General features: G+C 68.7%; 17 protein-coding genes and 1 pseudogene. All 18 read right to left on the bottom strand.

Translation table 11 applies throughout. The annotated features are described in order from the left end of the window. Positions 1-2 precede the first annotated feature (2 nt). Positions 3-485 carry a transcriptional regulator NrdR gene (gene nrdR, locus ACZZZB_RS19185; RefSeq protein WP_064296987.1) on the bottom strand — a complete coding sequence of 161 codons (483 nt, stop codon included), beginning with the start codon at positions 483-485 and terminating at the stop codon, positions 3-5. Then, positions 485-1,854: pseudogene (hisD, locus tag ACZZZB_RS19180) on the bottom strand (histidinol dehydrogenase). Before hisD ends, nrdR begins: the two are co-directional and overlap by 1 nt. A gap of 61 nt (positions 1,855-1,915) precedes the next feature. After that, on the bottom strand, positions 1,916-5,380 hold the full coding sequence (dnaE, locus tag ACZZZB_RS19175) for a DNA polymerase III subunit alpha (RefSeq protein WP_194718966.1): 3,465 nt from the start codon (positions 5,378-5,380) through the stop codon (positions 1,916-1,918). A gap of 191 nt (positions 5,381-5,571) precedes the next feature. Continuing rightward, complete coding sequence (locus tag ACZZZB_RS19170; RefSeq protein ID WP_079706009.1) at positions 5,572-6,495, bottom strand: RluA family pseudouridine synthase; 924 nt, start codon at positions 6,493-6,495, stop codon at positions 5,572-5,574. Next, positions 6,492-7,172: a signal peptidase II gene (gene lspA, locus ACZZZB_RS19165; protein ID WP_137241625.1), complete on the bottom strand. Its 681-nt coding sequence runs from the start codon at positions 7,170-7,172 to the stop codon at positions 6,492-6,494. The genes ACZZZB_RS19170 and lspA overlap by 4 nt, the downstream gene beginning before the upstream one ends. After that, positions 7,132-7,773 carry a DivIVA domain-containing protein gene (locus ACZZZB_RS19160; protein WP_079706011.1) on the bottom strand — a complete coding sequence of 214 codons (642 nt, stop codon included), beginning with the start codon at positions 7,771-7,773 and terminating at the stop codon, positions 7,132-7,134. Before ACZZZB_RS19160 ends, lspA begins: the two co-directional genes overlap by 41 nt. Before the next feature lie 174 nt (positions 7,774-7,947). After that, a complete protein-coding gene (locus ACZZZB_RS19155; protein ID WP_064296991.1) occupies positions 7,948-8,244 on the bottom strand; it encodes a YggT family protein in 297 nt (98 codons plus the stop codon). Positions 8,245-8,251: 7 nt separating this feature from the next. Continuing rightward, a complete protein-coding gene (locus ACZZZB_RS19150; protein ID WP_064296992.1) occupies positions 8,252-8,767 on the bottom strand; it encodes a cell division protein SepF in 516 nt (171 codons plus the stop codon). A 44-nt stretch (positions 8,768-8,811) separates the two neighbouring features. After that, on the bottom strand, positions 8,812-9,525 hold the full coding sequence (locus ACZZZB_RS19145) for a YggS family pyridoxal phosphate-dependent enzyme (protein ID WP_307783462.1): 714 nt from the start codon (positions 9,523-9,525) through the stop codon (positions 8,812-8,814). Then, positions 9,525-10,781 carry a cell division protein FtsZ gene (ftsZ, locus tag ACZZZB_RS19140; RefSeq protein ID WP_137241624.1) on the bottom strand — a complete coding sequence of 419 codons (1,257 nt, stop codon included), beginning with the start codon at positions 10,779-10,781 and terminating at the stop codon, positions 9,525-9,527. The genes ACZZZB_RS19145 and ftsZ overlap by 1 nt, the downstream gene beginning before the upstream one ends. Positions 10,782-10,940: 159 nt before the next feature. Continuing rightward, positions 10,941-12,035 carry a cell division protein FtsQ/DivIB gene (locus tag ACZZZB_RS19135; RefSeq protein WP_161578515.1) on the bottom strand — a complete coding sequence of 365 codons (1,095 nt, stop codon included), beginning with the start codon at positions 12,033-12,035 and terminating at the stop codon, positions 10,941-10,943. Positions 12,036-12,045: 10 nt separating this feature from the next. After that, a complete protein-coding gene (gene murC / locus ACZZZB_RS19130; RefSeq protein WP_137241622.1) occupies positions 12,046-13,458 on the bottom strand; it encodes a UDP-N-acetylmuramate--L-alanine ligase in 1,413 nt (470 codons plus the stop codon). A gap of 27 nt (positions 13,459-13,485) precedes the next feature. Beyond that, positions 13,486-14,583: a UDP-N-acetylglucosamine--N-acetylmuramyl-(pentapeptide) pyrophosphoryl-undecaprenol N-acetylglucosamine transferase gene (locus tag ACZZZB_RS19125; protein ID WP_137241621.1), complete on the bottom strand. Its 1,098-nt coding sequence runs from the start codon at positions 14,581-14,583 to the stop codon at positions 13,486-13,488. Then, positions 14,580-15,773, bottom strand: coding sequence for a putative lipid II flippase FtsW (ftsW, locus tag ACZZZB_RS19120; protein WP_228498104.1), 1,194 nt, complete (start codon positions 15,771-15,773; stop codon positions 14,580-14,582). The genes ACZZZB_RS19125 and ftsW overlap by 4 nt, the downstream gene beginning before the upstream one ends. An 88-nt stretch (positions 15,774-15,861) precedes the next feature. Further along, the gene (gene murD / locus ACZZZB_RS19115; protein ID WP_463530491.1) at positions 15,862-17,373 is read right to left on the bottom strand and encodes a UDP-N-acetylmuramoyl-L-alanine--D-glutamate ligase; all 1,512 of its coding nucleotides are present in this window, start codon (positions 17,371-17,373) and stop codon (positions 15,862-15,864) included. Continuing rightward, positions 17,370-18,467 carry a phospho-N-acetylmuramoyl-pentapeptide-transferase gene (gene mraY, locus ACZZZB_RS19110; protein WP_086473215.1) on the bottom strand — a complete coding sequence of 366 codons (1,098 nt, stop codon included), beginning with the start codon at positions 18,465-18,467 and terminating at the stop codon, positions 17,370-17,372. The genes murD and mraY overlap by 4 nt, the downstream gene beginning before the upstream one ends. Further along, the gene (locus ACZZZB_RS19105) at positions 18,464-19,870 is read right to left on the bottom strand and encodes a UDP-N-acetylmuramoyl-tripeptide--D-alanyl-D-alanine ligase (protein ID WP_463530490.1); all 1,407 of its coding nucleotides are present in this window, start codon (positions 19,868-19,870) and stop codon (positions 18,464-18,466) included. The genes mraY and ACZZZB_RS19105 overlap by 4 nt, the downstream gene beginning before the upstream one ends. Next, the gene (locus ACZZZB_RS19100) at positions 19,870-21,414 is read right to left on the bottom strand and encodes a Mur ligase family protein (RefSeq protein WP_229938929.1); all 1,545 of its coding nucleotides are present in this window, start codon (positions 21,412-21,414) and stop codon (positions 19,870-19,872) included. The genes ACZZZB_RS19105 and ACZZZB_RS19100 overlap by 1 nt, the downstream gene beginning before the upstream one ends. Between the last annotated feature and the right edge of the window lie 25 nt (positions 21,415-21,439).

Raw genomic sequence — 21,439 nt, 5'->3', positions numbered from 1 at the left:
GCTCAGAGCTCCTCGGACGGCACGGGGGCGGCACCGGAAGCGTGCTCGACGCGGAGCAGCGCGATCGCGGACTCGAAGTCGTCGAGCGACTCGAAGGCCTGGTACACACTGGCGAAGCGGAGGTACGCGACCTCATCCAGCTCCCGCAACGGCGCGAGGATCGCCAGACCGATGTCGTTCGCGTCGATCTGCGACGCGCCGGTGGCGCGGATGGACTCCTCCACCCGCTGAGCCAGCACGGCGAGGTCGGAGTCCGTCACCGGGCGGCCCTGGCAGGCCTTGCGGACACCACTCACGACCTTCTCCCGGCTGAAGGGCTCCACCACGCCGGAACGCTTGATCACGCCGAGACTCGAGGTCTCCATGGTGCTGAAGCGCCTCCCGCACTCGGGGCACTGCCGGCGTCGGCGGATGGCGAGTCCGTCGTCGCTGGTGCGCGAGTCGATCACACGGGAATCCGGATGGCGGCAGAACGGGCAGTACATCAGCGGGCTCCCTCGGGGGTGGTGGGGGCGGCGGTGTCGTCCGCCGCACGGATCTCGGCATCGACGAGCCCGAACCGGGCCGTCACCGCCTCACCGTGCGCCGGCAGGTCCTCCGAGCCCGAGAGGGCGACGATGTGGGCCGCGACCTGACGGAGCGCCGGTTCGTCGTACCGGACGACCTGCTGCGGCCGGAGGAAGGTGAACGCTCCGAGGCCCGAGGAGAACCGTGCCTGGCCGCCCGTCGGGAGGACGTGGTTCGACCCGGCCAGGTAGTCCCCGAGGCTCACCGGGGTGTGGTCGCCGAGGAAGATCGCGCCGGCGTTGGTGATGGCGCCGAGGAGCGACTCCGGGTCGCGTGTCTGCACCTCGAGGTGCTCCGGTCCGTACGCATTGCTGAACGCCACGGCGGCCTCGAGGTCGTCGACGAGCACGATCGCCGATTGCGGCCCGCCCAGGGCCTCGACGACGCGCGCTCCGTGACGTGTGCCTGCGGCGTACCGCTGCAGCCACTCCTCCACCGCGGTGGCGAGCGCAGCACTGTCGGTGACGAGCAGCGATGCCGCCGCCTCGTCGTGTTCCGCCTGGCTGACGAGGTCGGCTGCGACGAGCCGGGCATCGGCGCCGGCGTCCGCGATGACCAGGATCTCGGTGGTCCCGGCCTCGGCGTCGATCCCCACCTGCCCCTTCACGAGGCGTTTGGCGGCCGCCACGAAGATGTTGCCGGGACCGGTCACGACGTCGACCGGGTCGAGGGCGAGGTCGGGTACCCCGTAGGCGAACGCACCGATCGCTCCGGCGCCGCCCATGGCGTAGACCTCGGTCACCCCGAGCAACCCTGCGGCACCGAGGATCGTCGGGTGGACGCGGCCGCCGAACTCGCGCTGCGGGGGCGAAGCGAGCGCCACGGAACCGACGCCGGCCTCCTGGGCCGGCACGACGTTCATGACGACACTCGAGGGGTAGACGGCCTTCCCGCCCGGGACGTAGAGGCCGACACGGCCGACCGGGGCCCAGCGCTGCACGACGGTCGCGCCGTCGGCGAGCTCGGTCGTGCGCTCCGGCGGGACCTGCGCTCTCGTGGCGGTCCGGACCCGGTCGATGGCCTCCACGAGCGCGGCGCGCACGGCCGGCCCGAGTGCCGTGACGGCGGCGTCGATCTCGGCCTGTGGGACGCGGATCCGCTCGGGGCGTCCCCGTCGAACCGGTCTGCCTGCGCCAAGAGGGCCTCGGAACCGTCCGCTCGGACGGCGTCGATCAGCGCCTGCGCGGCATGCGCTGCCGCGGTGATGTCGACGACGGGACGGGGCAGCATGTCCAGGAGCTCGGTGCGGCTCGGCCGCACTCCCCTGAGGTCAATGGTGGTGATCATGGCCGTCACAGCCTATCGTCCGCAGCGGTCCGTCCCGGCTGCCGCCCGCCTCCGAGCGGGGTCAGCCGAGACAGTTCGGGCCGAGCAGGGACTTCAGCTCGCCGAAGAGTCCGGACGAGAGACTGACGCGATGGGGCAGCTCGAACACCCGCGCGATCTCGCCTCGGATGAGCTTCAATCGGACCTCGGTCGACCCAGCGTGCCGCGTCAGCACGTCGCTCAGCGTGGTCACCGTCTCGGTCGTCGCCCGGGCGTCGGCCATCGACAGCTGGAGCATGCGGTCGGCACCGGCCTCGGGCAGTTCGGGCGAGAAGATGCTGTACGCGTGGAGGTTCATCCCGTCGTCTCGGACACTGACCCGTCCGCGGACCACGACGATCGAGTCGCCGACGAGTTCGGAGGCGAACTCCTGATACGCCTTACCCATGAACATGGCGGTCATCTCGCCGCCGAAGTCCTCGACCTGGATCATGCCGTACTGGTTGCCGGAGGCCTTGGCGATCCGATGCTGGACACTCGTGACGAGCCCCGAGATCACGACGGTCTCGCCGTCCATGCCCTCGGAGGTCATGAGGTCGGTGATGGTCGTCGTGGCGTGCTTCGCCAACTCGATCTCGAGTCCGGCCAGCGGGTGGTCCGAGACGTACAGCCCCAGCATCTCCCGTTCGAAGTTGAGCTTGTCGCGCTTGCTCCAGTCGGGACGCGCGGGGACGCTCGCGAGCGGCACCTCGCCGACCTCGGCGAACAGGCTGTCGAAGTCGAAGCCGATGCTCCCGGACGCCTCGGCACGCTTGTCCTTCACGACCGAGTCGACGGCGTCCTCGTGGATCTCGTAGAGCGCACGTCTGCTGTCGCCCATGGAGTCGAACGCGCCGGCCTTGATGAGCGACTCGATGGTCCGCTTGTTCGCCACCGGCAACGGCACCTTGCGGAGGAAGTCGTGGAACGAGGTGAACCGGCCCTCGCGCTCGCGTGCCTGCCGGATGAGCTCCACGACGTTCGAACCGACGTTGCGCACGGCACCCAGACCGAACCGGATGTCCTCCCCGACTGCGGCGAAGAACCCGATGGACTCGTTGACGTCGGGCGGCAGGACCTGGATCCCCATGCGGCGGCACTCGTTGAGGTAGAGCGCCATCTTGTCCTTGGAGTCGCCGACACTCGTCAGCAGACCGGCCATGTACTCGGCCGGGTAGTGCGCCTTGAGGTACGCCGTCCAGTAGGAGATGACCCCGTAGGCGGCGGAGTGCGCCTTGTTGAACGCGTAGTCCGAGAACGGGAGGAGGATCTCCCACAGCTTGTTGACGGCCTCCATCGAAAAGCCGTTCGCGACCATGCCGCCGGAGAAGCCCTCGAACTGCTTGTCCAGTTCGGACTTCTTCTTCTTACCCATCGCACGACGGAGGATGTCGGCCTGCCCGAGGGAGAAGCCGGCGACCTTCTGCGCGATCGCCATCACCTGCTCCTGGTAGATGATGAGGCCGTAGCTCGTCGACAGGATCTCGGAGAGCGGTTCCTCGAGCTGCGGGTGGATCGGGGTGATCTCCTGGAGGCCGTTCTTCCGCAGCGCGTAGTTCGTGTGCGAGTTCGCGCCCATCGGCCCGGGCCGGTACAGGGCGATCAGCGCCGAGATGTCCTCGAAGTTGTCGGGCTTCATGAGGCGCAGCAGCGCGCGCATCGGTCCGCCGTCGAGCTGGAACACCCCGAGGGTGTCGCCTCGGGACAGGAGTTCGTACGCACCGCGGTCGTCGAGTTCGAGGTCTTCGAGGACGAGTTCGATGTCGCGGTTGCTCTTGATGTTGTCGAGGGCGTCGTTGATGATCGTCAGGTTGCGCAACCCGAGGAAGTCCATCTTGATCAATCCGAGGGACTCGCACGCCGGGTAGTCGAACTGCGTGACGATCTGGCCGTCCTGCTCGCGCTTCATGATCGGGATGATGTCGATGAGCGGGTCGCTCGACATGATCACGCCGGCCGCGTGCACGCCCCACTGGCGCTTCAGGTTCTCGATGCCGAGCGCGGTCTCGAAGACGGTCCGCGCCTCCGGGTCGGTGTCGAGGATGCCACGGAGATCGACCGCCTCCTTGTACCGCGGGTGCTTGGTGTCGAGGATGCCCTCGAGCGGGATGTCCTTGCCCATGACCGCCGGCGGCATGGCCTTCGTCAGCTTGTCGCCCATGCCGAACGGGAAGCCGAGGACGCGCGACGAGTCCTTGAGCGCCTGCTTGGCCTTGATGGTGCCGTACGTGACGATCTGCGCGACGCGCTCGTCGCCGTACTTCTCGGTGACGTACTTGATGACCTCGCCGCGGCGACGGTCGTCGAAGTCGACGTCGAAGTCGGGCATCGACACGCGGTCGGGGTTGAGGAACCGCTCGAAGATGAGGCCGTGGCGGAGTGGGTCGAGGTCGGTGATCTGCATCGCATACGCCGCCATGGAACCGGCACCGGAACCACGACCAGGACCGACCCGGATGCCGTTGCGCTTCGACCACTGGATGAAGTCGGCGACGACGAGGAAGTACCCGGGGAAGCCCATTTGCACGATGACGCGCGTCTCGTAGTTCGCCCGTTCCCGGACGTCGGCGGGGATCCCGTTCGGGTACCGCAGGTTCAGCCCGGTCTCGACCTCCTTGATGAACCAGCTCTCCTCGTTCTCGCCCTCCGGCACGGGGAATCGCGGCATGTAGTTGGCCGAGGTGTCGAAGGCGACATCGCACCGCTCGGCGATCGCGAGGGTGTTGTCGCACGCCTCGGGATACTCGCGGAACAGCCGGCGCATCTCGTCCGCGGACTTCAGGTAGAACTCGTCGGCGTCGAACTTGAACCGGTTCGGGTCGTTGAGGGTGGAGCCGGACTGCACGCAGAGGAGGGCGGCGTGGGCCTTGGCGTCCGCGGCGTGCGTGTAGTGGAGGTCGTTCGTCGCGAGGAGCGGGAGACCGAGGTCTTTGGACAGCCTGATGAGGTCGGCCATGATCCGGCGCTCGATCCCGAGCCCGTGGTCCATGATCTCGCAGAAGTAGTTCTCCGCGCCGAAGATGTCACGGAAGTCAGCCGCGGCCTTGACCGCTTCGTCGTACTGGCCGAGACGGAGTCGCGTCTGCACCTCGCCGCTCGGGCATCCGGTCGTCGCGATGAGGCCGGCGCTGTACTGGCTCAGGATCTCGCGGTCCATGCGCGGCTTGAAGTAGTACCCCTCGATCGACGCCTTCGACGAGAGCCGGAACAGGTTGTGCATCCCCTCGGTGGTCTCCGAGAGCAAGGTCATGTGGGTGTAGGCGCCGGCGCCGGAGACGTCGTCTCCCCCACCGTCGCCCCACTTGATCCGCGTCCGGTCGCCGCGCGCGGTCCCCGGGGTGATGTACGCCTCGGTCCCGATGATCGGCTTGATTCCGGCATCGGTCGCCGTGCGCCAGAAGTCGAAGGCACCGAACATGTTGCCGTGGTCGGTCACGGCGACGGCGGGCATGCCCTGCTCGACCGCGGCCTGGATGAGCGGCTTCACGCGGGCTGCTCCGTCGAGCATCGAATACTCGCTGTGGACGTGCAGATGGACGAACGAATCGGTGGACGTGGGCACGGACGGCGCCTCCGGGGATCGTGCTGTGGGGTTCGGCGCGGACGCCGAGGTGGTCTGTGATCCAGCCTAACCGTCACCGCTGACGGTCGACTCCTGCGACGTCGTCACGTATGGCGCCGGGAGGGCTGGGCGTCGGTTCAGTCGAGTTCGAGCACGGACAGGGCGTGCTGGAGGTCCGCCGGATAGGCAGCCTCGAACCGCACGAACTCCCCCGTGGCCGGGTGGGCGAACCCGAGCTTCGTGGCGTGGAGCCACTGGCGGGTGAGCCCCAGCCGCGCTGAGAGCGCAGCGTCTGCTCCGTACATCGCGTCGCCGACGCAGGGGTGCCGCTGGGCCGCCATGTGCACGCGGATCTGGTGGGTGCGGCCGGTCTCCAGGTGCACCTCGAGCAGCGAGGCGTACGGGAACGCCTCGAGCGTCTCGTAGTGCGTGATCGACGGCTTGCCGTCGGCGGTCACGGCGAACCGCCAGTCGTGACGTGGATGGCGGCCGATCGGTCCGTCGATGGTGCCGGCGAGTGGATCGGGATGCCCCTGCACCACAGCGCGGTAGATCTTCTCGACCTCGCGGTCGTGGAAGGCCCGTTTGAGCCAGGTGTAGGCCCGCTCGGTCTTCGCGACGACCATGAGGCCGCTCGTCCCTGCGTCCAGCCGATGGACGATGCCCGCGCGCTCGGCGGCTCCCGAGGTCGAGATGCGGAAGCCCGCCGCCGCGAGGGCGCCGAGCACCGTCGGTCCCTCCCAACCGACCGAGGGATGCGCCGCGACGCCCGCAGGCTTGTCGACGACGACGATCTCGTCGTCGTCGTGGACGATGCCGAGGTCGGGGACGGCGATCGGGACGATCACGGCCTCCCGTCGAGGCGTCCATTCGATCTCGAGCCAGGCGCCGCCGAGCAGGCGATCGGACTTGTCGACCGACTTCCCGTTCATGGTCACACCGCCGGCCAAGGCCACCTCGGCTGCGTAGCTGCGCGAGAAGCCCAGGAGCTTGGCGAGTCCGGCGTCGACGCGCTCGCCGTCGAGTCCGTCGGGGACGTACAGGCTGCGGGACTCGTTCACGGGCGACCTGCGTCCGGGCTCGCGTCGCCAGGCTCCGCAGGATCGAGGGTGGCCGCGTCGGCTTCGGCCTCGCGGTCCTCCGCCTCCTGGGCGGCCCGTTCACTCGCTCGCGTCGTGCGCGTGCCGTCGAGGTTGACACCGAAGAGCGTCAGGAGGATGAACAGCGCCATGCTGACCACGATGCAGATGTCGGCCACGTTGTAGATCGCGGGGAGCATCCAGGGCGTCGAGATGAAGTCGACGACGTGGCCGAGGCCGAAGGACGGCTCTCGGAAGAGGCGGTCAGTCAGGTTGCCGAGCACGCCGCCGAGGAGCAGACCGAAGACGATCGCCCACGCACGCGAACGGATGCGGCGCGCGAACCAGACGATGACGACGACGACGACCGCGGCGAGGATCGAGAAGATCCAGGTGTAGCCGGCCCCCAGCGAGAAGGCGGCACCCGAGTTCTTGACGAAGTACAGGACCAGCGCCTGTCCGAAGACGGGGACGGACTCACCGACCGTCAGGTTGGTGGTGACGAGGAACTTCGTGAACTGATCGGCCGAATAGGCCACGACGGCAACCAGCGCCAGGACTGCAAGAGTCCTGGCGCTGGCCTTCGACGGTGATGCGGGAGACAACCGGGTGTCTGCGCTAGACCGCTGCGCTGTCGGCGGTGACGCCGGACTTCGCATCGGGTGCGGAGCTCGACGACGAGGCGTCGAGGTCCTTCAGCTGACCCTCGATGTAGCCGCGGAGCTGCGAGCGGTACTCACGCTCGAAGTTGCGCAGCTCGTCGATCTTGTGCTCCAGCACGGAGCGCTCCTGCTCGAGGATCTGCATCTGTGCGCGCTGCTTGGCCTCGGCCTCGGCGACGACACGTGCCGCGGTCGCGTGACCCTCGGCGATGAGTGCGTCGCGACGCTGAGCGCCCTCTGCGACGTGCTCGTCGTGCAGACGGCGGGCCAGCTGCAGGAGGTTGTTGGAGCTCTCGGCCGTGTTGTCGGTCGACTCGGCGGCAGGAGCCGCTGCGGGTGCGACGACCGGAGCCGGTGCGGGAGCGGGCTCAGCCTTTGCGAGCGCGGCGGGAGCGGAGGAGCCGCCCTTCTGCAGCTCGGCGACCTTGGCCTCGGCCGCGGTCAGCTTCTGCTGGACCTCGTCCTTCTCCTGGATGAGGCGACGCAGTTCGACGACGACCTCGTCGAGGAAGTCGTCCACCTCGTCCTGGTCGTAGCCTTCGCGGAACTTGGTCTGCTGAAACCGCTTCTGGACCACGTCTTCGGGAGTGAGCGCCATAGCGAACCACCTTCACTGTCGAATCGAAAATCTGTGTACAACGCCCCCACGCTAGCAAAGTCTGACCCAGTGGGTGAGACATGTTGTCAGCGTCGGAGCTTCCCGTCAGGTGACGGGCGTTCTATCGTAGCCGCACAATCGTCGCGAACCCTGCGCGGGCTCCGACGTCGGCGGCTACAGGAGCTGGACGAGCGTCATCGCGATGATGCAACACAGCATCGTCAGCGTCCAACCGAAGTCGAGCGCGACGGGACCGACCGCGACGCGCGGCAGGACACGTCGGAAGAACCGGATCGGCGGGTCGGTGACCGTGAAACTGAGCTCGGCGAGGACCAGGCCGACGCCCGACGGTCGCCACTGCGGGCGGAGTACCCGAGCCAGGTCGAGGATGAACCGCGCCCAAAGGACGAAGAAGTACAGGAGCAGCGCGAGATAGAGGATCGTGCCGATCACGGAGATGAGAGAAGCCACCCCTCGATTATGACTGAGCGAAGAAGGTCGCCTCGGTCGCTTCCGGTGCGCCCTGCCCGTTGTCGCCGGAAACGGCGACGTGCTCGGGCGAGAGCAGGAAGACCTTGCTCGTCACTCGCTCGATCTTCCCGTAGAGGCCCTGCGAGAGGCCACTGGCGAAGTCGATGAGGCGTCGGGCGTCGCCGTCGCTCATCTGGGAGAGGTTGATGATGACCGGGACACCGTCGCGGAAGCTCTCGGCGATGATCTGAGCATCGCGGTACTGCTTGGGGTGCACCGTGAGGATCTCGTTGAGGTCAGAGCTCGGGGCGACCGGCTGACGGACCGGGACCGGCTTGCGCAGCGGGGTCACGGGAGCGGCCTTCTCGACGCGCTCGACACGCTCTGCGCGCTCGGGACGTTCTGCCCGGCGAGGCTCGGCCTGCTGCGTGGGCTCGGCCTGGGCAGCGTGCTGCTGCTCGTATTCGAGATCATCGTCGGCGAGCCCGAGGTACACCATGGTCTTCTTCAGTGGGTTCGACATCGTTTCCTCCGTGATCTGCGGTCCTTGCACCTTCGAGATTAACGTCACACCGGACGATTCCCGGTGATTGCCGTGCCGATGCGCAGGTGTGTCGCGCCCGCTTCGATCGCCTCGACGTAGTCGTGGCTCATCCCGATCGACAGGCCGTCGGCCTGCGGAGCGAGGGATCGCACCCGCGCGGACGCCGTGACGACCCGCGCGAACGCGGCGGCCGGCGGCTCGTCGAGCGGGGCGACGGCCATCACGCCTCGCAGGAGGACGCCTTCGGCTTCGAGCGTCTCCGTGGCGAGCCTTTCCAGCGCCTCGTCGCCGACCACACCGCCGCGACCCGGGTCGTCGGTCAGGTTCACCTGGAGGAACACCTCGAGGAGGCGGTCCGGTGACGACAGCGCGCGCAGGAGTTCGGGCCGGTCCACCGAGTGCACGGCGTCGACGTATCGACGCACCTGCTTGGCCTTGTTCGTCTGCAACTGGCCGATGAAGTGCCACCGCAACCCGAGTCCGGCGGCCGCCTCGGCCTTGTCGCGGGCCTCCGGGTGTCGGTTCTCCCCCACGTCGGTGACCCCCGCGGCCGCGAGCTGCTGCACGAGTGCGACCGGATGGAACTTCGTCACGACGATGAGCGTCGGCTCGTGGGTGCGACCGGCCGCACGGGCAGCGTCTGCGACGCGGCCGCGGATCGCGGCGAGGCGATCGAGCAGAGCCGGATCGGGCTCCGAAGAGCCCGATCCGGCCGGGGTGATCGTGTCGCCGCCCACTACTTCAGGAAGTCGGGGATGTCCAGCTCGCCCTCGTCGTCGAACGAGGGGTCGACGACGGCGGTCTCGACGACCGCATCGGGTTGACGGTGCGTCGCACCGGAGAAGGGCGAGGACGCGTTCTGCCTGGAGCCCCAGTCGCCACCCGAGGCGACCGGTGCCGCAGCAGGCGCCGAGCGGTGCTCGGACGACTCGGAGGCCGTGTTGGCCGAGGTGCTGATCGGAGCGCTGGGCGCCTCGTCCGAGGTGCTCATGACGCCGCCGGAGATGACCGCGTCGGCCGGTGAAGCAGCCGTCCTGGTGAGGGGCTCGCCACCGTCGAATCCGGCGGCGATGACCGTCACGCGCACCTCGTCGCCGAGGGTGTCGTCGACGACCGCACCGAAGATGATGTTCGCCTCGGGGTGCACGGCCTCCTGGACGAGCTTGGCGGCGTCGTTGATCTCGAAGATGCCGAGGTTCGAGCCACCCTGGATGGACAGCAGGACACCGTGGGCGCCCTCGATGCTCGCTTCGAGCAGCGGGGAGGCGACGGCGAGTTCAGCCGCCTTGATGGCACGATCAGCGCCACGCGAGGAACCGATACCCATGAGGGCGGAGCCGGCCCCCTGCATGACCGACTTGACGTCGGCGAAGTCGAGGTTGATGAGGCCGGGGGTGGTGATGAGGTCGGTGATCCCCTGGACACCGGCGAGCAGCACCTGGTCGGCGGTCGCGAACGCCTCGAGCATGCTGATCCCGCGGTCGCTGATCTCCAGCAGGCGGTCGTTCGGCACGACGATGAGCGTGTCGACCTCCTCCTTCAGGCGGGCGACGCCGAGCTCGGCCTGGGCCTGACGGCGACGACCCTCGAAGCCGAACGGCTTCGTGACGACACCGATGGTCAGCGCACCGATCGACTTCGCGATCCGCGCCACGACGGGTGCGCCACCGGTTCCGGTACCGCCACCCTCACCGGCGGTGACGAACACCATGTCGGCGCCGGCGATGGCCTCTTCGATCTCCTCGGCGTGATCCTCCGCCGCACGGCGTCCGACCTCGGGGTCGGCACCGGCGCCGAGGCCGCGGGTGATCTCGCGGCCGACGTCGAGCTTGACGTCGGCATCGCTCATCAGCAGCGCTTGCGCGTCCGTGTTGATGGCGATGAATTCCACGCCTCGGAGGCCGAGCTCGATCATGCGGTTGACCGCGTTGACACCGCCGCCGCCGATACCGACGACCTTGATGACGGCGAGGTAGTTCTGGTTTGTAGTCACTTCAGGCCTCCGTGAGAACTCTCAACCTCTAGTTAAGGTTTAAAGTTATGCTGCGTATGCATTTTCTGTCCTGAGCACGACGTTAGGGCCCAGCCCCGACCGTGTCGGGACGCTTCCGGGCGTGTCGGCACATCGACGGGAATATCCCGGTGCGCTTCCTCAGCGGACGATCGCGGCGGACGGCGACGACACGTCGTACTGGTTCACCTGGGACGGGTCGGTGGCCGCCATCGTGGTCGCGAGGATCCGCGCTTTCAGGACCGAGTCCTCCGCACTCCCCCACACGACCTCGGCGGGCGAGTCCACGAGCGTGAGGGTGACGTCGTCCGCGGTCGACGCCGAGACCGACGCCACGCGGGCGCGGAGATCCGTCGGGAGCGCCCGGATCACCGCGGCCGCGGCGACGAAGCCCTTGGAGGTCGGGCCGCCGGTGACCATGAGCGTCGGATACCCGGCGATCGGCTGGTCGCTGCGCTCGATCGTGACCCCGGCTGCATCGACCAGGGTGTACACCGATCCGGACTGCAGCACACCCACCGGTTCGCGTTCGACGATCCGCACGACGAGTGTGCTCGGGGGCTGGGATTCGAGGGAGTAACTCGCGATGAGCGGGTATCCGACGAGCACCGCCTTGACGGCTCCCGCGTCGACCAGCGCGAGTGGGCGACCCAGCTGGTCGCTGAGCGCCTCGGTGATCTCGGCCTGGTTCACCCGGCTCGCACCGACGACCTCGATGGACCGGACGGCCAGCAGCGGCGAATAGGCTCCGGCGAGCGAGACGACGATCAGGACGCCGAGGATCGCGGCCGCGATCACCCACGGACGGTGGCGGCCGCGCTTGCGGGCCGTGAACCGACGGATCTCCTGGCGTTCGTGACGACGTCGCAGCTTGGCGGCCTCACGCGGGGTGAGGAACGCCTCATCCTCCGGTTCGTCCGGGCGCTCCAGGGTCGCCGTCGCCGAGGCGGAGGACGCCGCCGCCGGTTTCGCGTCGACCTTCGACGATGGTGCCGGCGTCGATGAGGCCGACTTCGACTTCGCCTTCGACTTCGAGCCCGACGGCTGGGACGGTGCGCCGGCACCCGACCGCTTCGGCCGGAGCCGCGCGGCGTCCAGCTCGATGACGTCCGTCTCCTGCTCGGCGACGGGCTCAGCAGGCGCGCCGGCGCGGTCCACCGGCGCGGACGCCGACGGTCGCGTCTGACGCTCGGGGCGCGGGCTGGCCGCGGGGTCGAAGCCGTCCGGGCGTTTCACCGGACGCCCATCAGACGGACTCGCGACCGGCGATGGCCTCGAGGAGCTGCGGCACGATCCGATAGACGTCGCCACATCCGAGCGTGATGACGAAGTCGCCGGGTCGCACGACCGTCGCCGTGTAGTCCGCGGCGCGCTGCCAGTCGTCGATGTACGCGACGCGGTCCGCGTCGGAGAACCGGGTCGACACGGTCGCACCGGTCACACCGGGCTCGGGGTCCTCGCGCGCGCCGTAGACCTCGAGCACGACCGTGTGGTCGGCGTACCGTTCGAGGGCGTCGGCGAACTCCTGGGCGAACAGGCGGGTCCGGCTGTACAGGTGCGGCTGGTGGACCGCGATGATGCGTCCGTCGCCGACCACCGTGCGCGCTGCGGCGAGGGCGGCGGCGACCTCGGTGGGGTGGTGCGCGTAGTCGTCGTAGACGCTCACACCGTCGACGACACCGTGCAGTTCGAATCGACGCTGCGTCCCGCCGAAGGCGGTGATGCCTCGGAGCGCGTCCGCCGGGTCGAACCCGACACCGACGAGGACCGCGAAGGCGCCGGCCGCGTTGATGGCGTTGTGGCGCCCGGGCACGCGGAGGGTCGCCGCGTAGCTGGTCCCCTCGTAGCTGAGCTGGAACGAGACCGGGCCGGTGGAGCCGACGTCGTGCAGTCGGACGTCCGCGTCGGCGGCCTCTCCGAAGGTCAGCACGCGTTTGCCGTCGGCGGCCGCGCGGAGCGCCGGGGTGATCCGGACCGCGCCGGCGTCGTCCGAGGAGATGACGACGAGTTCGCGTGCCTGCTGGGCGAAGGTCACGAACGCCTGCTCGAACGCTTCGAGCGAGCCGTAGTGGTCCAAGTGGTCGGGGTCGATGTTCGTGATGAGCGCGACGGCCGTGTCGTAGAGCAGGAACGAACCGTCGGACTCGTCCGCCTCGACGACGAACAGTTCTCCGGCGCCGCGGGCCGAGCTCAGCCCGAGGGACTCGATCACGCCACCGTTGACGAAGCTGGGGTCGGCACCGAGCTCCAGGAGCGCCGTGATGATCATGCCGGTCGACGTCGTCTTCCCGTGTGCCCCCGCGACGGAGATGAGTCGCGTACCGGAGGTCAGCCACGCGAGCGCCTGCGACCGGTGCAGGATCGTCAGACCCCGTTCCTTCGCGAGCAGGTACTCGGGGTTGTCCGCCCACAGCGCTCCGGTCACGACGAGGGTGTCCGCATCACCGACGTTCTGCGCATCGTGGCCGATGGCGACCGGGACCCCGAGTTCGCGGAGGGCGTCGATGTTCTTCGACTCGCGCACGTCCGAGCCGGTCACGCGTGATCCGGCGCTCACGAACAACCGTGCGATGCCGCTCATCCCGCTGCCGCCGATGCCGACGAAGTGCACGACGCCGAGGTCGGCGGGGATCTCGACGGTGGGGTCTGGCTTGATCACGGTGTCACGCTTTCTGGGAAGACTGGATCACCGGCCGCGCACGCGCTGCACCGATGGTTGGAGCGCCTCATCGATGAGGGCGATGACGCGAGCCGTGCCGTCGGAGACACCGACGCTCATGGATTGGGCGGCCAGGTCGTCGACCCGGTGCCGATCGCTCAGCAACGGGACGAGGTGCTCATGCACCCAGGCCGGCACGAACTGCGCGTCATCTACCATAACCGCTCCCCCGGCACGCACGACGTCGGCGGCGTTGAAGCGCTGCTCACCGTTGCCGACCGGATAGGGCACGTAGACGGCCGGCAGCCCGACCGCACACAGCTCGCTGACCGTGGCGCTGCCCGCACGCGACACCGCGAAGTCGGCTGCGGCGATGGCGAGCTCCATCCGGGAGCAGTACTCGAGCAGGTGGTAGTGGTCGACACCCGGATCCGAGATCTCGCTCTTCGCACCCGTGATGTGGAGCACCTGCCAGCCGGCCGCGACGACGTCTTCGGCGCTCTGACTCATCGTCGCGTTGATCCGTCTCGCGCCGAGCGAACCGCCGGTGACGAGCAGCAGCGGTCGGTCCGACACGAGGCCGAACTCGGCGAGGGCCGCCGGCCGGAGCGTCTCGCGGTCCAACTCCTCGATCTCGCGACGCAGCGGCATGCCGACGAAGCGTGCGTTGCGGATGGGCGTGTGGTGGAAGGCGACACCGACGTAGGGCGTGTACCTCGCACCGAGTCGGTTCGCGAGGCCTGGACGCGCGTTCGCTTCGTGGATGACCAGCGGGACGCCGGCGCGCCTGGCCGCCGTGTACGCCGGCGCGGCCGCGTAGCCACCGAAACCGATCACCACGTCCACGCGGTGCTCCCGGATCATCGCGACGACGGCTGCGACCGCCCGGCGGAGGCGACTGGGGAAGCGGAGTGCGTCGATGTTCGGACGGCGGGGGAAGGGCAGTTTGGGGATCGTGAGCAACTCGTAACCGCGTTCCGGGACGAGTCGAGCCTCAAGGCCCTCCGCCGTGCCGACGACGAGGATCGTCGCTTCAGGGTCTCTGGCGCGGAGTCCGTCGGCCACCGCCAACAGCGGATTGACATGGCCGGCGGTGCCGCCGCCGGCGAGAAGGTAGGTGGTCATCGGGTGACTCCGGAGGATTGGGGACGTCGAGCGGGTGACCGACGGGACTGCTGGGACGCGGGGCGCCCCCGCTCCCGGGCGAACGACAGGACGATCCCGATCGCGACGAGGGTGGTGAGCAGCGCCGTGCCGCCCGAGGACAGGAGTGGTAACGGCACGCCGAGCACCGGGAGGACTCCGAGGACGACGCCGATGTTCACGAGTGCCTGGCCGATGATCCAGGCCATGATGGCGCCGGTGGTGATCCGGACGAAGGAGTCGTCGCTGGTACGGATCACCCGGATGAACATGACGGCGAGGAAGACGAACAGCCCGAGGACGAGGACGGCGCCGATGAGGCCCAGCTCCTCGCCGATCGCCGCGAAGATGAAGTCGTTCGAGATCGCCGGCAGCCACCCGTACTTCGCGCGCGAGTTGCCGAGACCGACGCCCCAGAGGCCGCCGTTCGCCAGCGCCCACGTGCCGTGGGTCGACTGCCAGTCGGCGTTCTCGTAGTCGCCCTTGCCGTCGCCGAAGAACGCCATGATGCGCTGCATGCGGTTGGCGCTCGTGACGGCCATGATGAGGAACAGCACAGCCCCAGCGACCACCGGGATCGCGATGTAGCGCAGTCGCACTCCGGCGAAGTACAGCGCCGAGAACACGATGAGGGCCATGATCACGACGGTACCGAGGTCGCCACCGAGCAGGACGAGGCCGATGGAGAGACCGGCGAAGGGGATGACCGGGATCAGGGCGTGCTTCCACTCGAGGAGACGCGGTTGCTTGATCGTCAGCACGAGCCCGAGCCACACGACCAGCGCGAGCTTGACCGCTTCCGAGGGCTGCGCGGTGAAGCCGCCGATCTCGATCCAGTTGCGGTTGCCGCCGATCTCGTAGCCGAGCGGTGTGAAGACGAGCAGTTGCAGGCCCATCGCGACGAGGAGGAACACCCACGCCCACTTCTTCCAGAACCGTGCCGGGAAGCGGCTCACGATCAGCATGAGCGGGACACCGATCATCGCGAACGTCGCCTGGCGCCAGAACAGCCCGAAATACCCGTCGCCGGCTTCGTAGGACTCGACGGAGGACGAGGACAGCACCATGACGAGCCCGAGCCCGACGAGGAAGAGGGTGACACCCAGCAGGAGGAAGTAGTTCTTCGACTCCGGACGCAGCACCTTGCCCAGCGAGATCCGCGCACTCGACATGCCTCTCGGCGACGTCGGCGCGTCGGGTGTCCCACTACCTGAGGCGGTCCCCATCATCCGGGACGACGACGACCGCACGCGGCGCGGGTCAGCGCGAGGCGGATCGATCATCCGCCTCACCTCCCAGCTCTGCTTCGACGGCGGCCTGGAACAGGCGACCACGGTGCCCGTAGTCCGTGAACTGGTCCATCGAGGCGGCTGCAGGAGCGAGGAGCACGGTGTCCCCTGCCTGCGCGACCTCGGCGGCCCGGCGAACGGCCTCCGGCATGACGTGTTCAGTCTCCGCTGCGTCGACCTCGATGACGGTCAACGTCGGCGCGTGTCGCGCGAATGCCGCGAGGACCTCCGAGCGGTCGGCGCCGATCACGACGGCCGCGCGCAGGTGGTCGGCGTGCCGCTCCACCAGACGATCGATCGAGACGCCCTTCAACAGGCCTCCGACGATCCACACCACCGAGCGGTAGGCGGCGAGCGATGCGTCGGCGGCGTGCGGGTTGGTGGCCTTCGAGTCGTCGATCCAGTCCACCTCGAGCCTCCGGGCGATGAGCTGGATCCGGTGCGCGTCCAGACCGAACGACAGCAGGGTGTCGCGCACGGCCTCGACCGTGATGCCGGCGGCCCGGGCGAGTGCCGCTGCCGCCAGGATGTTGGCGACGATGTGCGGGGCGGCGAGCCCGCGCTGGGCGAGCGCTTCGACCGTCGTGATCTCGAGGGCGCTCGTCCGACGGTCGTCGAGGAACGCGCGGTCGACCAGGATGCCGTCCACGACGCCGAAGTCGCTCGGTCCGGGGACGTCGAGGCCGAACCCGACGGCGCGGGCACCGTCGACGACCTCGGCCTCCTCGACCATCGACATCGTCGCCGCGTCAGCGCGGTTGTAGACGCACGCGACCTTCGTGTTCTCGTACACCACGGCCTTCGCCGCCCGGTACGCCTCGGCGGAGCCGTGCCAGTCGAGGTGGTCGTCGGCGAGGTTCAGGCAGACGCTGGCGAGCGGTGAGACGATGCTCCGACCGCCCTGCAGGCCGAGGGTGTGCAACTGGTAACTCGAGAGCTCGACGACGAAGAAGTCGAAGCCCTGCGGATCACGGACGGCGTCCAGGACCGGGACGCCGATGTTGCCGCAGGGCGCCGCGCGGAAGCCCGCCTCGACGAGCATCGACGCCGTCAGCTGAACGGTCGTGGTCTTGCCGTTCGTGCCCGTGACGCAGATCCACTCGGCCGGGGTGCCGACCTTGTCGCGGACCCGCCAGGCGAGCTCGATGTCGCCCCAGACGGCGACCCCGGTCGCCTGTGCCCAGGTGACGACGGAGTGGTCGGGGTGGAATCCGGGTGAGACGACGACGAGTTCCGGAGCGAACTCGACGAGCTCGGACGGAACGGTCGACAGGTCCCGCTGGATGAGCCGCGCACCGATGACGCCGACGAGTTCGGCGCGTTCGTCCGCGGTCTCGCCTGCCAGGACCAGTACCTCCGAGCCGAGCTCGGTGAGCGTGTCGGCGACGGAGAACCCGGTCATCCCGAGCCCCAGGACGGCGACCCGGAGTCCCCGCCAGTCGGCGTGCCAGCTCCGGAGTCCGTCGAGGCGCTCGGCGCTCAACGGCTCAACCACTCGAGGTAGAAGGAACCCACACCCGCGGCGACGAGCAGACCACCGATGATCCAGAATCGGACGACGACGGTGACCTCGGCCCAACCCTTGAGTTCGAAGTGGTGGTGGATGGGGCTCATGAGGAAGATGCGCTTGCCGTGGGTGACCTTGAAGTAGGCGCGCTGCACGATCACCGAACCGGCCTCGATCACGAACAGCCCACCGACGAGCACCAGGAGGAGCTCGGTCTTGCTGAGGATGGCCAGAGCCGCGAGCGCTCCACCGAGCGCCAACGAACCGCTGTCACCCATGAAGATCTGCGCCGGCGAGGTGTTCCACCAGAGGAACCCGATGAGCGCGCCCACGATCGCCGCCGCGACCACGGCGAGATCGAGCGGGTCCCGGACGTCGTAGCACTTGTACGCCACGTCGGAGGCGAGCGAGGAGCTGAAGCACGACTGGTTGAACTGCCAGAACCCGATGATGATGTACGAGCCGATCGCGAGGATCGAGGCGCCGGTGGCCAGCCCGTCGAGCCCGTCGGTGACGTTCACACCGTTCGACGTCGCAGCCACGATCACCGAGGTCCAGAGGATGTAGAGCAGGATGCCGATCACCGGGATGCCGATCGCCATGAAGTTGATCGGGATGTCGCGGATGATCGAGATGTTGGTCGACGCCGGGGTGAACCCCTCGGTGTTCGGGAAGTTGATCGCGAGGACGGCGAAGACCGTCGCGACGATGAGCTGTCCGGCGACCTTCGCCCACCCGCCGAGGCCGAGACTCTGCTTCTTCCGCACCTTCAGGAAGTCGTCGATGAACCCGACGATGCCGAGACCGACCATCATCAGCAGGACGAGGAGCGCCGAGACGCCGACCTGTTCCTGGAAGATCAGATAGCTCGCGAAGAAACCGACGAGGGTGCCGACGATGATGATGACGCCGCCCATCGTCGCGGTCCCGCGCTTCGTGTGGTGGCTCTGCGGTCCGTCGTCGCGGATGAACTGGCCCCAGGCCAGCTTGCGGAACGCTCTGATGAAGAGCGGGGTCAGGAAGAGGGAGAACGCCAGCGAGATCGCTCCCGCGGCCAACAGGACTCTCATGCGTACAACTCCCCCAGTCGATCGCCCAGCAACCGGAGTCCGGCCGCGTTCGACGATTTGACGAGCACGGTGTCGCCCGGGGCGATCTCCGCGCTCAAGTACGCGAACGCCTCGTCCGCGGTCGCGAAGTACACCGACTCCCCGTCCCACGACCCTTCGTTGATCGCGGTGATGTGCATGCGGCGGGCCTCGGGGCCGACCACGACGAGGCGGCCGATGCCGAGCCGGACGACCTGGAGCCCGATCCGGTCGTGTTCCTCGCCCGCCCAGTCGCCCAGTTCGCTCATGGCGCCGAGGACCGCGATGGTCCGGCCGCGTTCAGCACCGATCTGGGCGAGGGTCCGGATGGCGGCCGACATCGAGTCGGGGCTGGCGTTGTAGGCGTCGTTGATGATGGACACGTCGTCGCGTCCACCGAGGGGCTCCATCCGCCAGCGCTCCGCCCGGCTCACGCTCTCGAGGGCGTCGACGATCAGGTCGATCTCCCCACCGAGTTCGTGGGCGGCTGCGGCCGCGGCGAGGGCGTTCATGACGTGGTGCTCGCCGAGCACCTTGAAGCGGACGGGCGCAGAGGAACCGTCGGGCAGGTGCAGCGTGAACGCGGTTCCGGACGCCGTCGCGACGATGTCGGTCGCGCGAACGGCGGCGCGATCGTCGAGGCCGAACCAGAGCACGCGCGCCCGGGTGGCGTCGGCCATGCCCGCCACCCGTGGATCGTCGAGGTTGAGGACGGCGACGTCCTCCGGGAGCAGCTCGGACACCATCTCGGTCTTCGCCGTGACGGTCGCTTCGATCCCACCGAACTCCCCCGCGTGGGCGAGTCCGACCTTCAGGACCACGCCGATGTCGGGCTTCGCCATGCGGATGAGTCGGGCGATCTCGCCGATGCCGCTGGCACCCATCTCCGCGACGAGGAACCGCGTCTCGTTCGTCACGCGCAGCATGGTGATCGGTGCACCGACCTCGTTGTTGAAGGAGGCCTTCGGGCTGACCGTCTCGCCGACCCGCTCGAGGACCGCGGCCAGGAGGTTCTTGGTCGTGGTCTTGCCGTTGGATCCGGTGATGCCGACGATCCGGAGTCGTCCGAGCGCGCGCACCCTCGAGATGACCTCGGTGGCGAGGGCGCCGAGCGCGGTCACGGAGTGCTCGACGACGATCTGCGGCACGGCGACGGCCAGTTCCCGTTCGACGATGAGCAGGGCGGCGCCGTTCGCGACCGCCGCATCCGCGAACAGGTGTCCGTCGGTCTCCTCGCCGGGCTTCGCGACGAAGATGTCGCCGGGCGTGATGAGTCGGGAGTCGGTGTCGGCGACGCCGGACACGACGAGGCCGGGGTCCGCCGAACCGTGGATCAGTCGGCCGTCGGTCGCAGCAGCGATCTCGGTGAGGGTCAGGTCGATCATCAGAGCCACCCTGCCTCTCGCAGCGCCTCACGCGAGTCGTCGCGCGCCGAGTACGGGAGCTTCACACCGGCGACCTCGTGGTAGTCCTCATGCCCCGGTCCGGCGTACAGGATGGTGTCGCCCTGACCGGCAAGCGCCAGCGCCGTGCGGAAGGCGGTCGCCGGATCGGCGACCTCGTGCAGCTCGCCGTGCGGCGCGGCTTCGCGGGCGGCCTCGAGGAGCACGCGTCGGATCGACGCCGGGTCCTCGCTCCGTGGGTGGAAGTCGGTGACCACCACGACGTCGGCACCCCGTGCAGCGATCGCACCCATGTCGCGACGCTTCGTCGTGTCGCGGTCTCCGTCGGCGCCGAACACCATGATCACGCGGCCCGGCGTGACGGCGCGGATGGCTGCGAGGGTGTTGAGGAACGCGTCGGGACTGTGCCCGTAGTCGATGTACACGACCGGGCCGCGGTCGCCACTGATCCGCTCGGCCCGCCCGGGGATGTAGGCGTCGATCCCACCGTCTCGTTCGAGGGCCTGGGCGATCATGTCGAACTCCACGCCGGACTCGACGAGCATCACGATCGCGAGCGCGGCGTTCGCCGCCATGAACCAGCCGAGCAGGGGCACGCTCGTCACCAGCACCCGGTCGCCGGGGCCGTCGAGTCGGAACGTCGTGGAGCCGGCGGTCTCCTCGAGGATCGTCATGCGCCAGTCGGCGTCGACCTCCGGGCGGGTCGTCAGGGTCGTCACCGGGATCCGGCTCTGCTCGACGAGTCGGCCGCCCCACTCGGAATCGATCGTGACGACACCACGTCGTGCGCGATCGGGTTCGAACAGCTCCCGCTTGGCCGCGAAGTACTCGTCGAAGTCGCCGTAGTCGTCGAAGTGATCGTGACTGAGGTTGGTGAAGCCGACGACGTCGAAGACGATGCCGTCGACGCGGTGCCTGGTCAGCGCCTGGGCGGAGACCTCGATGGCGACCGCGCGCACCTCGGACTCGCGCATGCGTGCGAGCAACGCGTGCAGCTCACTGGCCTCCGGCGTGGTGAGGGAGCTCGTCACCGCGAGCTCGCCGATGCGCCGCTCCGCAGTGGAACTCAGCCCGGAGACGATCCCGAGTTGCGCGAGCATGCCGCTCAGGAGGTAGACCACGCTCGTCTTGCCGTTGGTGCCGGTCACGCCGAACAGCGTCGGCGGCTCCTCGGCGGTGCGGTACACCCAGGCTGCGAGGTGCCCGAGGGCGGCACGCGGCTCGGGCACGACGATGATCGGCAGACCGGCCGCTGCGGCCAGGTCTCGTCCGGCGTCGTCGGTGAGCACGGCGACCGCGCCGCGTCCCTTCGCCTGCTCGGCGTATGCGGCACCGTGGGCGCGGACACCCGGCATGCCGATGTAGAGGTCACCGGGCTCGACGGCACCGGAGCTCAGGCTGACACCGCTGATCTCCACGCCGTCGGCCGAGCCGTGCAGGTCGAGGTCGAATTCGGTCACCAGCTGCGAGAGCGCCCGCCGTTGCGGATGTTCCGGCCTGAGGCTGATCGGGCCCTGATTGTTCACGCTGAGCCCATCCTTCATGAGGTCG

The sequence above is a fragment of the Plantibacter sp. AC185 genome (genome assembly GCF_979258065.1).
Note: the sequence above shows the minus strand (reverse complement) of the source record. Positions and strands in the feature narration are given on the sequence as shown.

Excerpts from the sequence above, each read along its gene's own strand:
- nrdR (WP_064296987.1), bottom strand. The coding sequence starts at position 485 with ATGTACTGCCCGTTCTGCCGCCATCCGGATTCCCGTGTGATCGACTCG.
- dnaE (WP_194718966.1), bottom strand. The coding sequence starts at position 5,380 with ATGCTCGACGGAGCAGCCCGCGTGAAGCCGCTCATCCAGGCCGCGGTC.
- lspA (WP_137241625.1), bottom strand. The coding sequence starts at position 7,172 with ATGCGAAGTCCGGCGTCACCGCCGACAGCGCAGCGGTCTAGCGCAGAC.
- ACZZZB_RS19160 (WP_079706011.1), bottom strand. The coding sequence starts at position 7,773 with ATGGCGCTCACTCCCGAAGACGTGGTCCAGAAGCGGTTTCAGCAGACC.
- ACZZZB_RS19150 (WP_064296992.1), bottom strand. The coding sequence starts at position 8,767 with ATGTCGAACCCACTGAAGAAGACCATGGTGTACCTCGGGCTCGCCGAC.
- ACZZZB_RS19125 (WP_137241621.1), bottom strand. The coding sequence starts at position 14,583 with ATGACCACCTACCTTCTCGCCGGCGGCGGCACCGCCGGCCATGTCAAT.
- ftsW (WP_228498104.1), bottom strand. The coding sequence starts at position 15,773 with ATGTCGAGTGCGCGGATCTCGCTGGGCAAGGTGCTGCGTCCGGAGTCG.
- mraY (WP_086473215.1), bottom strand. The coding sequence starts at position 18,467 with ATGAGAGTCCTGTTGGCCGCGGGAGCGATCTCGCTGGCGTTCTCCCTC.
- ACZZZB_RS19105 (WP_463530490.1), bottom strand. The coding sequence starts at position 19,870 with ATGATCGACCTGACCCTCACCGAGATCGCTGCTGCGACCGACGGCCGA.